At 58.1% G+C, this 15,436-nt stretch carries 11 protein-coding genes; all 11 read left to right on the top strand.

All coding sequences use genetic code 11. The annotated features are described in order from the left end of the window. The first annotated feature begins 146 nt into the window (after window positions 1-146). The 11 genes from GFS31_RS20490 to GFS31_RS20440 all read left to right on the top strand — a co-directional run bounded on the left by GFS31_RS20490 (window position 147) and on the right by GFS31_RS20440 (window position 15,376). Window positions 147-1,649: an NHLP bacteriocin system secretion protein gene (locus GFS31_RS20490; protein ID WP_198808566.1), complete on the top strand. Its 1,503-nt coding sequence runs from the start codon at window positions 147-149 to the stop codon at window positions 1,647-1,649. Window positions 1,650-1,651: 2 nt separating this feature from the next. Continuing rightward, window positions 1,652-1,828 (top strand): hypothetical protein, encoded by a 177-nt coding sequence (locus tag GFS31_RS20485; protein ID WP_198808565.1) that lies wholly within the window; start codon window positions 1,652-1,654, stop codon window positions 1,826-1,828. Between the two features lie 5 nt (window positions 1,829-1,833). Then, the gene (locus GFS31_RS20480; RefSeq protein WP_198808564.1) at window positions 1,834-4,086 is read left to right on the top strand and encodes an FUSC family protein; all 2,253 of its coding nucleotides are present in this window, start codon (window positions 1,834-1,836) and stop codon (window positions 4,084-4,086) included. A 104-nt stretch (window positions 4,087-4,190) separates the two neighbouring features. After that, window positions 4,191-5,345, top strand: a complete 1,155-nt coding sequence (locus GFS31_RS20475) for a linear amide C-N hydrolase (protein ID WP_198808563.1) — start codon at window positions 4,191-4,193, stop codon at window positions 5,343-5,345. Window positions 5,346-6,385: 1,040 nt separating this feature from the next. Continuing rightward, complete coding sequence (locus GFS31_RS20470) at window positions 6,386-9,550, top strand: plasmid replication protein, CyRepA1 family (protein ID WP_198808562.1); 3,165 nt, start codon at window positions 6,386-6,388, stop codon at window positions 9,548-9,550. A 117-nt stretch (window positions 9,551-9,667) separates the two neighbouring features. Beyond that, window positions 9,668-9,943: a WGR domain-containing protein gene (locus GFS31_RS20465; protein WP_198808561.1), complete on the top strand. Its 276-nt coding sequence runs from the start codon at window positions 9,668-9,670 to the stop codon at window positions 9,941-9,943. Window positions 9,944-10,136: 193 nt separating this feature from the next. Then, window positions 10,137-11,114 carry a fatty acid desaturase family protein gene (locus GFS31_RS20460; protein ID WP_198808560.1) on the top strand — a complete coding sequence of 326 codons (978 nt, stop codon included), beginning with the start codon at window positions 10,137-10,139 and terminating at the stop codon, window positions 11,112-11,114. Then, window positions 11,111-12,133: an alpha/beta fold hydrolase gene (locus tag GFS31_RS20455; protein ID WP_198808559.1), complete on the top strand. Its 1,023-nt coding sequence runs from the start codon at window positions 11,111-11,113 to the stop codon at window positions 12,131-12,133. Before GFS31_RS20460 ends, GFS31_RS20455 begins: the two co-directional genes overlap by 4 nt. A gap of 73 nt (window positions 12,134-12,206) precedes the next feature. Then, window positions 12,207-13,514: a type III glutamate--ammonia ligase gene (gene glnT / locus GFS31_RS20450; protein ID WP_198808558.1), complete on the top strand. Its 1,308-nt coding sequence runs from the start codon at window positions 12,207-12,209 to the stop codon at window positions 13,512-13,514. Window positions 13,515-13,706: 192 nt separating this feature from the next. Next, on the top strand, window positions 13,707-14,345 hold the full coding sequence (locus tag GFS31_RS20445) for an AAA family ATPase (protein WP_198808557.1): 639 nt from the start codon (window positions 13,707-13,709) through the stop codon (window positions 14,343-14,345). 17 nt (window positions 14,346-14,362) lie between these two features. Further along, window positions 14,363-15,376, top strand: a complete 1,014-nt coding sequence (locus GFS31_RS20440; protein WP_198808556.1) for a ParB/RepB/Spo0J family partition protein — start codon at window positions 14,363-14,365, stop codon at window positions 15,374-15,376. The last annotated feature ends 60 nt before the right edge of the window (window positions 15,377-15,436 follow it).

Here is a 15,436-nt window from a genome sequence, read left to right as displayed (position 1 = left end):
GTGCCTTGATGGCTCATGTGGCGCTTAGGCTGCTACTGGCTTAACGTTACTCATTTAAGCGTTACTTATTTAAGCGTTACTTATTGAACTTGAATAGTCACCTTCGAGTGGCTCTACCTTTATCGGTGCCCTTGGTAGTTCGAGCAATGCAATCTCTGCCCCCACCCCATGACCAGCCCAATGCCCTTGAGGATGATCCGTTGATTCCTGCCCCTGAACCCGATCTATCGCGGCAGGCGCTCGTAGAGCAGGCAGAACGATTTAATCCGATTCAGGATGATCCTCAGGAAAGCCTGTTAGACCGCTGGCCTCGCTTTGTGCCCATTGGGCTACTGCTAGGGGCCTTTTTGGTTTGGGCCTGTGTTGGGCGGTTTCCGGTGCGGGCCACTGGGCGGGCGGTGATTTTAGTGCCGCGATCCACGGTAGCGATTCAGCCCCGCTTGGGGGGGCGCGTGGTGGAGATTGCGGTGCAGCCCGGAGATGAGGTGAGCGCCGGACAACTGCTGGCCGTGATGGAGTCGCCAGAGCAGACCCAAGCTTTGCAAAATATGCGCGAACGGTTGGCCGATCTGGAGGCCCAGAATCAACAAATTGCCGCCGCCGAAACCAACCGCAGCCAGCTTAACCTCGCGACCGTCACCCAGCAACAGCAGGCCAACCGCCAACAGATTCAGGCTTTCCGCGACCAGCTTGCCATCAACCAGAGCCAGCGGCAGGCCTTTTTAGATCACCTCCGCTACCTGCAAGGCTTCCAGGCCGAAACCGACCAGCGCATCAACGCCTTTAATAACTTGGTTGAGGAGGGCGTAGTGGCCCCGATCAATTTCCCGTCCTACTTCTTAGATGCCAATCGGCTGAGCGTCAACAACGCCATTAACGAAATTCAGGTGGCCCTAGAGCAACTCAACGGCCTTGACGAAAGCCTAGTGGCCCAGATTGGCACCCTAGAGGCCGCCAGCAATGCGCTACTGACCGAAAATAGCGCCGTCACCCTGATCGATACCGTTAGCGACACCACCCGCGCCAACCTCATGGCCGACCAGCGACGGGCAATTGTAGAGCTAGAAACCTTGATTCAGACCAACAGGGAAGTAGTGAGCCCCGCCGATGGTCGGGTGGAAACCGTGACCATCAACCCGGGCGAAATTGTGCTGCCGGGGGGAGCCATCGGCCACCTTGTGCGCACGACCGCCGAGGCCGAATCGAACGTGGTGGCCCTATTTGAGGTGGGCGAGGCGAAGCAACTAGCTCCGGGCATGACCGTTGACGTAGTGCCAGACTCCCAGCCCCGCGAGCGCTTTGGCAGCATGGTGGCGGAGGTGGTTTCGGTGGGGCAGCGGCCCGTCACCGTGGCGGAGTTGGTGAACTTGGTGGGCAGCCGTGAACTGGCCCTCAAACTGCTGCTGGGCGAAGATGAACGCAACCCTGAGATGCCCCAGTCCATCACCGCCGTCAACATCATCGTTGAGCTGCGGCTAGAAGCTGACCCCGACACCCCCAGCGGCTATCGATGGACGGCCAGCAACGGCCCTGATCAGCCCATTACCGACGGCACCACGGGCGCAGCCCATGTCGTGGTCGAAGAGCGCGTGCTGATTGAATACCTAGTCTCAGCCTTTCGCGCCATTACCGGAATTTATCGAGGTTAGCCATGCGAGCATCTAAACCCAAATCCCCCTGGTGGGCCTGGTGGCTAAAGTGGTGGATCATTGCGGCGGGCTTGGTGTTTTTGGTGCTGATCTTCAGCGAACCCCCGCAGCTTTGGTTTTGGCTAGTGCTGTTTCTGGCCCTGGTGCTGTATTCCACCGAACGCGCAATCAACGGTTAGCGCCTGTGGCTAAGAGCGAAGTTTCTCAACTGATCAAGCAGGGGCTAAGTTTTGCCCTGGGGGCGGCGCTGCTAACCGGGCTGCTCCAAAACCGGGGCGACCTCCTAGACAACTTCGCCTACCCGATCTTTGGCTTTGTGTCGGTGGTCTATCAACCCAGCCAGGGGGGAGCCTTCAACGCAGGGCTGGGGCGTTTGGGCGGTAGTGCCCTGGGCGGTTTGATTGCCGCCACGCTGATCTCGGCCTATGGGGTAGAGACGCCAGCGTTCTACGTGGTGCCCGCCCTCACCTTCATTTTTGCTGCCCTGCTGTGCGAAACCTATCGCTGGGAAGCCGCCTATTCCCAGGCCACCCTGGTCGGTACCTTCATTGCCATGCGCGTGCTGGGCACCTCAGCCGAAGAAAACATCTGGCGCTATGTGGCGGCCCGACTGATCGACAACTGGATTGGCATCATGGTGGGCTTTGCGGTGGTGCTGCTGTTTTGGCCTCGGGGCAGTCGTCCGGCCTTGGTGAAGGGAACCCGGCAGTTTTTGCAGCAGCTGCCGCTGCGTCTAGGAGCCATGGTGCAACGCTGGGCACCCCATCCCACCCTGGCCCATCTCGATGCTGCCCACCTACATCACCAGCTAGAAACCCTGGTGGAAGGCAACCACCTGGCCCTAGAAAACGCCGAAAATGAGTTTCAGGGTGAGGGCATTTACGAAGAAAACTGGGGGGCGATTTTGGCCGCCCAAACCCAGCTCGTTCGGCAGTTAGACCATTTAGATCAGTTGGTGGCCAGGGATGCCCTCGCGGTACCTCCGGTCTTTGTGCAGCACCTCGATCAGTTTTTGCTCCACAGCACCGCCACCTGCGATCAGCTCCAAGCGGCCCTCACTCAGCCACCCCCAGATCCTCCAACCGCTTTGGCCCTGCTGCACCAAGATGTGACCGCCATGGCCGCTACCCTCAATGACCTGCGGGCATCCGGGGCCTTCGATCCGTACGATGCGCCCCAGGTTTTGCAAGGCTTTCATCAGCTCGAACTCTGTCGCCAACTGGTACATAGTCTAGAAGCGTTGAGCGATGGCCTCCACCAGCGGGCGCAGATCGTGGCCGAACATCGCCGACAACCCCTGATCAGCCTGCCCCGGTGGACACCGCTTTCTCCTCGCCGGGTGATTGAAATTGTGGGGATGGGCGCGGCGATTGGGCTCTTGCTGGTGGTCGTCTACAGCCTCGAGTATCCCTTTCCTGCTCTGGTTTACACTCGCGTGGCCACGCTGGTGGGGCTGGCGGGGCTCTTGTTTTTTGTGCAGCGCACGCTGCTGCGGGCCATTGCCGGGGTCGTGGGGGGCATTGTGGTCATCCACCTGCTGCTGTTCTGGATTTACCTGGTGGCCAACGCCTTTGGGTTTAACCCGGCAAGTAGCTTTTTGCTGTACTTCATTTTGTTTATGAGCTTTGCCCTGCCCACGGTGGGGCCACTAGCCAAGGCCACGGAAATGATCGCAGGCCCCTTTGGCTTTCTCCCCGGCACGCCACCCCATTCCATCGAACTATCTCGCATTGGGGCCATTCTTACGGCGCTGCTCTTCGCCGAAGGGGTGGGGCCATTTTTCCATGAAGCCCTGCGGGCCGCTTCCCTGTCTACACTGATGGCAACCAGTCTGGCTTTTGTCGTCAGCCTGTTTTTTATCACCGGGTCAGAGGTGGGCCAGTTTACCCAGAGCCTTGCCGATACCTATCGCCAGATGGGGCAAATGTACCAAGGGCTGCTGGCTCACTATTGGCTCGACCAACCCGCTGATCCTAGACTAGAAACCCAGACCGACAAGCTGGCCAAAGCCGCCGAACAACACGAGCTGCTGAGCCTGGTGGCGGGGCTAGAACTCGGCTTTAGCGCCGCTGCCAAGCAGGAAACCCGACGTTGGAACACCTGGATTGAGCAAGAAGCACTGCTCTTAGCCCAGCTCAACCACCTGCGAGACCATACCCGCACACCGCCCCCAAATTGGCTGGCCCAGCGTTTTTTAGCCGACTTTCAGGCCATCGCCCAGCAGACCACCGACCGCTTCTACCAAGTGGCCAACCAGGTAGAAGGGAAAGCCCCCCTTACTCAGGAGCCGTTACTGCCCCAACTAGAAGCCTTAGAAACTCAGCTTTTAGCATTGCGCCTCGAAAGCCGCGAATATCCTATAGCGCCGTTGGTGGCCTTTAGCGCAACGTTTTCCACCCTCAAGACCATTGCCCAACACCTTGATCAAGCCCTCTAGCTCGGCTGAGCCTACTGTCCTTCTAGGATCCGCTTCCCCCATGGTAACGTTTTCAAGCCCGTTCCCTGCGTATTCTTCGTTCACCCTACCCTAGGCTACTCACCATGACATTTCCCATTCACTTCAGCCCCTCCGATATCGCGGCTCTAGAGCAGTTTAGTCGCGGGCCCGGATTTGGCTGTACCTCGCTCACCTACCTCGATGCCCAGGGCAACGCCTACCACGGGCGCACCATGGAGCTAGGGCAGGACTTTCCCTATCAGTTGGTCTACCTGCCCGCTGGGCAAACGCTGCAATCGGTGGTCAACAACACCCCAGGGCTGTCCTACACCACCCAATACGCTCTGTTCGTGGTGACAATGCCCGACCGCATCCCCACCGCCGAGGCTCCCCTCACCCCCGCCGACCTGAAGGTGATCGAAGGCATCAACGAGGCGGGGCTGTCCTTTAACCTCAACGCCTATCCCTCCGTGGGCGGGGCACAACAGCAGATCGACCTGACCCAAGCTATGCTGTCGGTGGCCGACCTAGGGTCTTGGGCACTGGGCTGCTTTGACACTGTGGCGGCGGTAAAGGCGGCCCTGGCCGAGCAGCCCGTGGTACTGACGTCCTTGGATATTCTCAAAGGGGCAGCGGCTCCTTTCCACTACCTGCTGAGCGACCGCACCGGGGCCAGCATCGTCGTGGAGTTCCATGAGGGCACGATGACCGTCTACGACAACCCCGTGGGCGTGATGACCAATGGCCCCCGCTTCGACTGGCACCTCACCAACCTCAGCAACTACACCTACCTGAGCAACATCGATCAATCCACCAATACCTTTGGATCCTTGACCGTCAACCAGCCCGATTCCGGTATTGCCACCGTGGGCCTACCCAGTTCCAGCACCTCCGTGGGGCGGTTTATTCGGGCAGTCTACTACACCCAATACACCGAAAAAGCCACCGACCCCGATGCAGCGGTGCTAGCTCTGGCCCACATCATGAACACCTTTGATCGCCCCAAAGGAGCCACCACCGACCCCCGCACCGAAGGCGGCGGCGAAGGCGGTATGCTCTCCGAAGGGGATACCGAATATACCCCTTGGATGATTTTGTCGGATTTGAACCGGGCACGAGTATTTTTGCGCACCTACAACGGGCTGAACTACACCATGTTTGACCTCAAGCAGATGGCCCAAACCAGCGAGATTAAGGTCATGCCCCTGGCCCACCTTGATGGCCTCGCCCCCGATGCTACCGCTACCCTGCTCCAGTAACTTCCCAGCCCCGACCAGGTCAATCAACGACGACAGGTTAGGGGCGACCTTGCAGTGTCATCCGGGGGGTGATCGCCCCCGCAAAGCGCAGACTTTGTTTGGCGCATGGAGACGGATCAGACGTCAGGTTATCGGCACTGGAAGACAGGTGTGATGATGGCCCAGCGAGGACACCCTGAATGACTAACTCAAAGCCCGGATCGGCCCCGTTAGCTATCATCTCCAGCCGATTCACAATACGGCCTAGATGATCAATACTAGGGTGGGATGGGATGACGACGCTGGTCGTTGTCCTCTAGCTTTTGTCATAGGCAGCTTCCGTCCCTTAGACAAAGGTGCATCCCTTGGAGCGATCCGGTAAACTAGGCCAAATACAGGAGGTGATGACCATGTGAACCGATTGGAACGAACCCTTTAAAAGGCAAAAACGATAGCTCTTCCTGCCAAGAAACACGCTATCGCCTTGCTGACCTATTGAGAACACGTCACAAAGACGTGCCGGAGTCGTTCTGAAAAACAATTCCCCATCATCATAGCTGACTCAGATCAGCAGTGCAATAGTGCGCCTGATTTTTAGCGCCTATTTTTTGACATCGGGGATCCACCAGGTTTTGCAACGCATTGGCCCGTTATGGCCCATCTCAATTCCCTCATCCCGTCCAAAAAATCTATCGTTCGGATGAGAAGCAAGCCGGGTTGAGTCGGGCATTCCGCGTTGTTAACCGCCACCATTGTCCACCCGCGTCTGTTTCTGCACGGCGGACGTTCCACCCATTGAACATCCCTCACCCTCTCCACACCGTTTGGAGATGGATAGGTCAGGTTCATCCGCTCTGCCCTGGCAGACACCGGAAAAGGAAACATCCTCCTCCGTCGAGGCGCGGCCTTTGACCCACATCTCTACCCATGCCCACCGTCTTAGATCGTGTTCGACAGGCTGACGTCTACCATGACGTTAGCGAAACCTTCTTCGCGTTCAGTCTCGATTTGTCCTCAACCCGTTGCTCAGTCGCGACCACCCTAGCCCCGGAGGTGGTGCGATGAAACACACTCATTTCTGTGAATGGCGACAATCCTGCGTCAAGCCCGAACTGATTACCGCCAACGTCAGCAGCCTTGCAGGTGAGGCCGTACTCGAATGCCTGGTGGGCGATAAGCTTGCAGGCTTTGGGGGCTGGTCTCAGCAGTACGTGACCGGAGCGGTGAGCCATGTTCTGCGTCGCTACGAGCAATCGGTGAATGGCGGATGGTGGGTCTCAGGACTTGACCCCCTCAACGACTGGGCACCGCTGGACTGGGGCCAGTTCAAGGCTGATACTCCCGACCTCGACCACAAAGGCAAGGCTAAGAAGTACAGTTCCCCCGAAGGTCAAAAGCCACGGGCGTTGTTTCTGAAGGTGTCCTGGCGCGTGGGCTTGAAGATTGCAACGCGCCATGGCTATGGTCAAGCCTACCGTCAACGGATGCGGACAGCCCTCGGAGACACCAGGAGCTTACTGAGTGCCGTCAAAGCCATGGACGAGGGCTTCTGGGCCTGGTGGTGCGCCATGCCAGAGGCTCCGATTCTAATTACCGAAGGGGCTAAAAAGGCAGGCTGCGCCCTCAGTGCGGGCTATGCGGCCATCGCTCTAGTGGGGGTGAATGCGGGCTATCGGGTCAAAGATGCCCTAGGCCATCCCTGTCCCCCGGAACTGGTCGAGGATGTGAAGGTCATCGCTACCCCAGGCCGCCCGGTTTACCTCGCCTTTGACCAAGACACCAAAGCGACGGCAAAGCGACGGGTGACGGGCGCACTCTTTCGATTTGGCGGGCTGTTGGCCGCCGCAGGCTATGTGGTACAGATGGTGGAATGGTCAGCCGCACAAGGCAAGGGGCTCGATGACCTGGTGGCCAACGTAGGCACAGCAGCGCTGCACCAGGCCATTGACCGAGCGCTGACTTTGGACGAATGGCGGCTGAAGGTGGCCCTTGATAGCGCCCTGGGCACCCTGCTTCCCTCCATGCAGGTCAACACCCGTGACCTCGATACCCTCGATGCCGCATCCCTTCCCCAAACAGGCATCATTGCCCTGCGTTCGGCGAAGGGCACGGGCAAAACCAACCTCATCGCCGATTTAGTAGCCGACGGAGACACCACCCTCGCCCTCGGACACCGCATCGTGCTGATGCGGAATCTCTGTCGTCGCCTAGGCGTCAACTACCGGGGTGACCTCGACCGACTTAAAGGCGAGTTCATTAACGGCGACGGCTACACCCTGCGCATTGGGGGATGCGTGGACGGTACGCTGCTGGCCATTGACCTGGAGAAGTTTCGCGGCTGTGACCTGATCCTCGATGAGTTTGTGCAGTTGATGCGGCACCTACTCACCAGTTCCACCTGCAATAAAGAGGGCGCACGACCCGTCCTACTGGCACGATTCACCCAACTGGTGCAGGCCGCTAAGCGCGTCATTGTGGCCGATGCGGATCTGGATAAACCCTGTCTCGACTACCTGGCCCACCTGCGAGGCGAGGGCACTCCTCTCTGGCTGCTGGTCAACGAAGCCAAGGTTGACCCCTGGCCCGTCACCTTCATCGAAGCCCCGGACGCCAGTGCCATCACCGCTCGACTGCTGGAAGCGGTTCAGGCCGGACAACGGGTCTTCATCGCCACGGATTCTAAGGCCGGAAGCAAGCGCCTCGACCGTTTAATCACCGATCTGGAAGCCGCCCGATTGAAGGTGCTCCTGCTCAACAGCGACACCAGCAGCGGTGAGCTTGAAAAAGCCGTCATTATGGATCCCAACACCACCATCACCGACTATCCCGTGGTCATTGCTACGCCCAGTATGGGCACGGGCGTGTCGATTGAGGTGGAGCATTTCGACCAGGTCTACGGCCTGTTTTGGGGAGCCAGCAGCACCGATGCCGATATGAGCCAAGCCCTAGCCAGGGTGCGACAGCCCGTCCCACGTGTGGTGTGGTGTGCCAAGGGTGGTCGTAACTTTTCTAAGGTCGGTCGTGAAACCAATCCGCTACGCTTGAAAAAGCTCCTCCAGGACAAGGCTACCGCCACCGCTCAGATGACCGCCGCCAGCCTGGGAGCCCTCACCACCCACATCACCGACTACGACTGGCTCAACCCCCACGTCCACCTCTGGGCCACCCTCGAAGCTCAGCGCAACCGCTCGATGTTGTCACTGAGGTCAGCCCTGAAGGTACGGCTGATTCACGAAGGACACCATCTCACCATTGAACGACTCGACACGCACCAGGAGGTGAAACGTCAGATGGCTGAAGCGCGACTCCAAATCAAGGCTTCTGAAGCCAGAGCCACCGCATCGGCAGTCAACCTCACTGCCACCCAGGCCAAAGCCCTGGAGACCGCCGAACACCTCGATACCGAGGAACGGCTGGCTCTCCAGAAATGGCACCTCGCCGAGTTCTATGCCATTCCCCTTGAGGCGGTGACGGCTGAGCTGGTGCTGCTCGACAATCACGGTCGCTATCGGGGACAACTGCTTGAACTCGAAGCGTTCCTCTATCCCGAAACTGCCAGCGCGGCTGTGGTGCGTTCGGTAGAGCGACAGGCCCAGCACCACCTCACCCTCTGTCCTTGGGATATTTCTACCGCCGAACTCAGGCGACAGGTTAGGGTGCGCCTTGGCCTAGAGGAATGGATCCATAACCCAAACGAATGGCTGAGCGATGATGACACCCTGGCTCAGTTTGCCGCTCAAGCCCTGACCCTAGCGCCCCAGGTCAAAGCCGCTCTCAACGTGGCGCTCAAGCCCGCCATGCGGCCCCAGCAAATCCTCGGTCAACTCCTTGACCAGATGGGCCTGCCCACCACGTCCCGACAGACCCGACAGGGCCACCCAAAACGCATCCGCATCTACCAGATTGACCCCGACGCTAAGGCTCAAGCCCTGGCCATCCTTGCCCGTCGGGCCGAACGCCGGAACGGCAGCGACCATCAAGCCTCAACCTCTGACACACCCCCGATGGTTAATGACCATACATGGAGGGGCTGTGACACCTTGAACCTCCCTAAAACCGATGATTCGTGGGTCGGGCAGCACGTTCGGTGGGGCAGTTCCCTCGGCCTTTGGCGGGTGCTGGACACCGAAGGCGGGTCAGCGACCATTCAACTCCAGAATCCTGTTGTCCAAACGGTGCGTACCGTGCCCCTAGCTGACCTGATAGCCCTAGAACTGGCGGGATAAGGCCCGATCCCTGGACTGTACGGGAACTCCACAGACTTCAGATCTCGTGGAGGCACTTTAGGATGGAGTTCAAGCAGCAACGTTCTTTAGGGCTTGTGAATTAGGACGGTAGAGGCGATGACCGAGCCGAACTATGACCCCGACCAATGGCAGGAACTGTTTTGGCAGCGGGGAGACCGTATCTACGCCTGTGCGCTACGCCAGAATCTTTTTGGTGAGTGGGTGTTGCTGCGGAAGTGGAGTGGTCGTCGCACGGGCAAAGGGGGCCAGCGGGAAACCGTCTGTGCTGACTTTGAAGACGGACAGCGGTTGATGCAGAACATCCTCAAGCGCCGTCGCTATCGGGGGTACGAACTTGATGCTCCTTCTGGGCCGGATGCACCCTTGTGTTAGTCGGGAATGGGCCTCTATCGGTGATTTCTGGCATCTGATGGACTGCATTGACCTCTGCAAGCTTCAGGGGAGGATGTTGTCCGCAAGGTTGCTAGGCGAAATGGTAGCCATTGCGACAACATGCGGGGAATTTTGAACGGTATACCAGTACTCAGAATACTTGTAATGCCTGTTTGCAGGGGAAGGGTGGGGCATGACGGTGGAATCAGAACTGGCGGCGGTGGCCAATGGGCCGACGGATAGTACGGAACCCTGGCACGAGAAGGCTAGGGATGTATTGTCGGTGGCAGAATTGGCGGAACTGAACCCGCGCTCGGATGCCCAGGGTTGGCGGCAACTGGTGGCCCATCTGGTGGTGATGCTGGGCAGTGCGGCACTGTGGACTATGGGCTTGCGGACGGGGGCATGGGGTCTGGCGCTTCCGGCCTTGGTGGTCTATGGCTTCAGTTTGGCGGCGATGTTCGCAACCTTGCATGAGTGCGTGCATCGCACCGCCTTTGCGACTCCGAAACTGAATGATGCGGTGGCATGGCTGGCGGGGGTGTTGTCCTTGTATAACAGCACCTTTTATCGGCGCTATCACAAGTGGCACCACCGTTACACGCAAATTCCCGGCAAAGATCCGGAACTAGATGACCCGGCCCCGACCACCTGGACACAATACCTCTGGCAACTGAGCGGCCTTCCCTGGTGGTGGGGCAAGGTGCAGGGGCATTGGCAATCGCTGCTCGGCGATGTCACTAACCGTCCTTACCTGAATACGGAGACGATCCGGGCCGAGGTGCAACGCTCGACGGCGGCGCAGTTGGTGGTGTATGCCGTGGCGATTGTCCTCTCTGTTTGGCTGCGCTATCCGGGGTTTGTGCTCTACTGGCTGCTGCCCCTCGCTGTCGGCCAACCGATTCTGCGGTTCATCCTGCTGGCGGAGCACACGGGCTGTCCTCAAACAGCGAACCCCCTAGAAAACACGCGCACCACCCTCACCCTCGCGCCGATTCGCCTGCTGATGTGGAATATGCCGTACCACGCCGAGCACCATCTCTATGCCTCGATTCCGTTTCACGCCCTGCCCCAGGCGCACCGCAAACTGGCCGAACGGCTCACCCAGGTTGCCCCCGGTTACGTGGCGGTTAATCGGCAGATCACGGCCACCTTTGGCACCCAGCCATGAGTGACGCGACCGGATGCTGGACGATCTCCGATGTGCCCTTGCACTGCGGCGCGGTGTTGCCCCAAATGAAAATCGTGTACCAAACCTATGGCGAACTGGCCAGCGACCGCCGCAATGTCATCCTCTATCCCACCTCCTACGGTGCCCAACATCAAGACATCGACTGGCTCGTAAAACCGGGCGGGATTCTCGACCCCACCCGCTGGTTCATCATCATTCCCAATATGTTGGGTAATGGGCTATCCAGTTCTCCCAGCAATGGCGATCTACCCGGTTTGGCCGAGCAGGGTTACTACGTCACCCATTGGGACAATGTGACGGCCCAGGAACGGCTATTGCGCGAAGGGTTTGGCATCGAGCAAGTGGCGCTGGTCTATGGTTGGTCGATGGGGGCGCAGCAAGCCTATCACTGGGGCGCGTTGTATGGGGATCGGGTGGAGCGGATTGTTGCAGTGTGTGGTACGGCCCGGACGACGGAGCACAACCGAATTTTCCTAGAAAGTTTGAGATCGGCGCTCACAGCGGATCCGACTTGGAACGGGACATCCTTTGACGGCATCCCGGAACGGGGATTTCACACCTTTGCCCGTATCTATGCTAGTTGGGCCGCATCCCAGGCGTTTTATCGAGCGGGACTCTATCGCCAACAGGGCTACGAGTCTTTGGAAGACTACCTGTGGCGCGGCTGGGAGCAGAACTATCGGCGGCGCGATCCCCGTGATTTGATGGCGATGCTGGATACCTGGCTGCATTGCGATGTTAGCGACAATCCTGTGTACCAGGGGGACTATGAGCGGGCACTGGGGGCGATTTCGGCCAAAACCCTCGTCATGCCCAGCACCACCGATTTGTACTTCACTCCAGAAGACTGTGCCGCAGAATCCGCCTTGATTCCCGGCGCGGTCTATCGCCCGATTCCCTCGATCTGGGGCCACCGGGCGGGAAATCCGGTCTACAGCCCCGACGATGCGGCGTTCCTACGAGAGGCCGTTCAGACCTGGCTGCACGACGAGGCTTGAAGACGACTTTTGAATTGTGAGTTTTGAATTTTGAATTTTGAGTTGACCTGTTTCGCGTTTTGGAGCCTGTCCCATGACCCAACCCCTGTCCGCCTTTGCCCGTGACCATGGGATTCGCTATTTCCTGATTTCCTTCACCGATTTGTTTGGGACGCAGCGCTCCAAGTTGGTGCCCGCCGCCGCTATCGATGACATGGTGAATGGGGCCGGATTTGCGGGGTTTGCGGCATGGCTGGATATGACTCCGGCGGATCCAGATGTGTTTGCCCAGGCGGATACGAGTCGGGTGATTCAACTGCCCTGGAAGCCAGAGGTGGCGTGGATGCCGTCGGACTTGGTGACGCCCAGCGGGGCCGATATCGCCCAAGCGCCGCGCCTTGTCCTTAAACGAGTGCTGCAACAGGCCGAGGCTTTGGGCTATCGGGTAAAAACCGGGGTGGAGTGCGAATATTTTCTGCTGTCCCCCGATGGCGAGACCTTGGCCGATCCCCGTGATCGCCAGATCAAACCCTGCTACGACCAACAGGCGTTGATGCGCCGCTTTGACGTGATTGCTGAAATCTGTGATGCCATGGTGGCCCTGGGCTGGGGCGCGTACCAAAACGATCACGAAGATGCCAACGGGCAGTTTGAAATGAACTGGACCTATGCCGATGTGCTGGTCACGGCGGATCGCCATGCCTTTTTCAAATACATGGTCAAGGCCATTGCCGAAAAACACGGACTGCGGGCCAGCTTTATGCCCAAACCCTTCGCCCACCTGACCGGGAACGGTTGCCACACCCATCTGTCGGTCTGGGATGCCAGCGGCACCACCAACCTGTTCCACGATCTCAACGGCGATCTCGGACTCTCAACCCTGGCCTATCACTTCATTGGCGGCGTGCTGGAATCAGCTCCGGCCCTCTGCGCCTTTACCAACCCTACCGTCAACTCCTACAAACGCATCAACGCCCCGGCTACCCTCTCTGGAGCTACCTGGTCGCCCAACACCGCCACCTACAGCGGCAACAACCGCACCCATGCGATCCGCATCCCCGACCCTGGACGGTTTGAACTGCGCCTTGCCGATGGAGCCGCCAATCCCTACCTGTTGCCCGCTGCCCTAATCGCCGCTGGACTGCACGGCATCCAGCAAAAACGCGATCCGGGGCCACGCTACGACAACAACAACTACACCGATCCGCTCCCCCCTGGTACGGCACCGTCCTTGCCCACCAACTTGTTAGATGCTCTCCGCCATCTGGAAACTAGCGCCGTCTTTCGTGATGCCATGGGCTCTGAGTTTGTGCAAGCCTACCTAAAACTCAAGCATCAGGATTGGCAAGCCTTCTGTGCCCAAGTGACCCCCTGGGAGCGGGAAACCACCCTGGATTGCTAAGGCCGCTGGCCCACAGTACGGCTTTGTTAACGTTGGAGGGCATTACGACTCCGTATCTGCCGTAATGTCCAAGTTGTCCAGACAGAAATTGAACTGAGCCAGAAGCTAGGTAAATCAACGCGGTGACTTGCCCATTTGCCGTTAAAATTTTGGCAAGACCACGCTACCGTACTGCAACGCCGAGAGCGACCTATGATTATTGGATTTGGGGGTGTGAAAGGGGGCGTAGGCAAAACCACCCTGGCTGTCAACATGGCGGTTATGCGTTCTCTTAAGGGCCGCGACATTCTGTTAGTGGATGCCGATGATCAGGCCACAGCGTCAGACTTTACCGCTATCCGCAACGAAACCCTGGAGACAGGAGCTGGGTACACCGCTATCAAACTTCACGGGTCAGCGGTTCGCAGTGAGGTCATGCGGATGGTAGACAAGTACGACGACATTGTGATTGATGTGGGCGGACGGGATACGGCAGGCCAGCGGGCCGCCATGTCCATTGCCCATCGGCTGCTGGTTCCGTTCTTGCCAGGATCTTTTGATGTTTGGACGCTGGAGACTGTGGCGGAGCTGGTAGAAGAAGCCAAAGCCTTTAATGATCATCTCATGGTCTACACCGTCCTCAACCGGGCCGATCACGTGGGCCAAGATAATGAAGAAGCCGCCAGTATCGCTCTAGAAATCCAGGGATTACAGCACCTCGACACCCCCCTGGGCAACCGAAAAATCTTTCGGAACGCCGGGGGGATGGGGCTAGGGGTTGTGGAGTATCGCCCCAAGGATAAAAAGGCTATCGCTGAAATTTCCGCACTCTATACCGCTCTATTCGCGTAGTTAAGGCAGGTTATCCCATGGTTGTTCGCCGCAAGCCTAAGAGCGTTGACGAGTTTATCTCTGGGTCTCCCAACGGTGCCGACGTTCGCCCCCTGGATACGGAGCTTCAGCAGCTTAGGGCCGAAATCCAGCAGCTCAAGATGACAAATTATGGGGGTGAGGAAGTTCAGCAAATTGCTCCTGATCAGATCCTTCCCCTTGCCGTTGCCAATGGCTTAGGCCAGCCCCGAAAATACTTCAACCCAGCAGGAATGGAGCGCCTAGAAGCCTCCATTCGACACAAAGGCATCCAAGAGCCCCTGCTGCTTCGGAGCACCGCATCTGGGCTTCAGATTGTTTCAGGAGAGCGGCGCTGGCGCTGTGCCGTTAATCTTCGGCTTGCTACGGTTCCTTGCATTGTTCGTGAGTTTTCAGACGAGGAAGCTCTCGAAATCGCCCTCGTGGCCAACCTGATGCGGGAAGACCTCAATCCCATTGAGGAGACAGATAACCTGATTGGATTGATGGAACTCAAGCTAGGGCAGCCTAGAGACAGCGTTCCTGGCCTCCTGATCCAGCTCAAGAATGCTCGTCAACGTGACACATTGGATGATGATAAGTCCAGACTTATCACTCAGATCGAGGATGTCTTGGCGGCCTTCAGCATCACGCTGGATACCTTTGTGTCGAATCGCTTGCCGCTTCTGAACCTGCCTCCGGTCTTGTTAGATGCCGTTAGGCAAGGCAATATTGAGTTCTCGAAGGCCCAGTTAATTGCTCGACTGCCTGATGCTTTACAAGCCAGCACCCTTGAGTTGGCGATTAAGGAAGACCTTACCAAGGACGCTCTTAAGGAACATCTTCGACAAGTCAAAGCTCAGCCCAAGGATAAACCTGAAGCGTTGCTGCTTCGAGATAGGATTCACGTTTCCTATCAAAGGCTGCGGTCTAAAAAGACCTGGAAACAGCTTGAGCAAAATACAGCCCTTAAAAAGCGCATGGAAAAGCTAGAAGCCGAGATGCAACGCATTTTGGAACAGTTAAGCGATTAGGGAAGGATTGGCCGATGACCAGACCTTAGCCAGCGTTAAAGCCGTGCGAGCAGCGGTCTA

This window comes from Leptolyngbya sp. BL0902 (assembly GCF_016403105.1).
Taxonomy (GTDB): Bacteria; Cyanobacteriota; Cyanobacteriia; order Phormidesmidales; family Phormidesmidaceae; genus Nodosilinea.
This window is presented reverse-complemented; position numbering and strand designations above follow the sequence as displayed.

Excerpts from the sequence above, each read along its gene's own strand:
- GFS31_RS20475 (WP_198808563.1), top strand. The coding sequence starts at position 4,191 with ATGACATTTCCCATTCACTTCAGCCCCTCCGATATCGCGGCTCTAGAG.
- GFS31_RS20455 (WP_198808559.1), top strand. The coding sequence starts at position 11,111 with ATGAGTGACGCGACCGGATGCTGGACGATCTCCGATGTGCCCTTGCAC.
- GFS31_RS20470 (WP_198808562.1), top strand. The coding sequence starts at position 6,386 with ATGAAACACACTCATTTCTGTGAATGGCGACAATCCTGCGTCAAGCCC.
- GFS31_RS20460 (WP_198808560.1), top strand. The coding sequence starts at position 10,137 with ATGACGGTGGAATCAGAACTGGCGGCGGTGGCCAATGGGCCGACGGAT.
- GFS31_RS20445 (WP_198808557.1), top strand. The coding sequence starts at position 13,707 with ATGATTATTGGATTTGGGGGTGTGAAAGGGGGCGTAGGCAAAACCACC.
- GFS31_RS20465 (WP_198808561.1), top strand. The coding sequence starts at position 9,668 with ATGACCGAGCCGAACTATGACCCCGACCAATGGCAGGAACTGTTTTGG.
- GFS31_RS20440 (WP_198808556.1), top strand. The coding sequence starts at position 14,363 with ATGGTTGTTCGCCGCAAGCCTAAGAGCGTTGACGAGTTTATCTCTGGG.
- GFS31_RS20485 (WP_198808565.1), top strand. The coding sequence starts at position 1,652 with ATGCGAGCATCTAAACCCAAATCCCCCTGGTGGGCCTGGTGGCTAAAG.
- GFS31_RS20490 (WP_198808566.1), top strand. The coding sequence starts at position 147 with ATGCAATCTCTGCCCCCACCCCATGACCAGCCCAATGCCCTTGAGGAT.
- glnT (WP_198808558.1), top strand. The coding sequence starts at position 12,207 with ATGACCCAACCCCTGTCCGCCTTTGCCCGTGACCATGGGATTCGCTAT.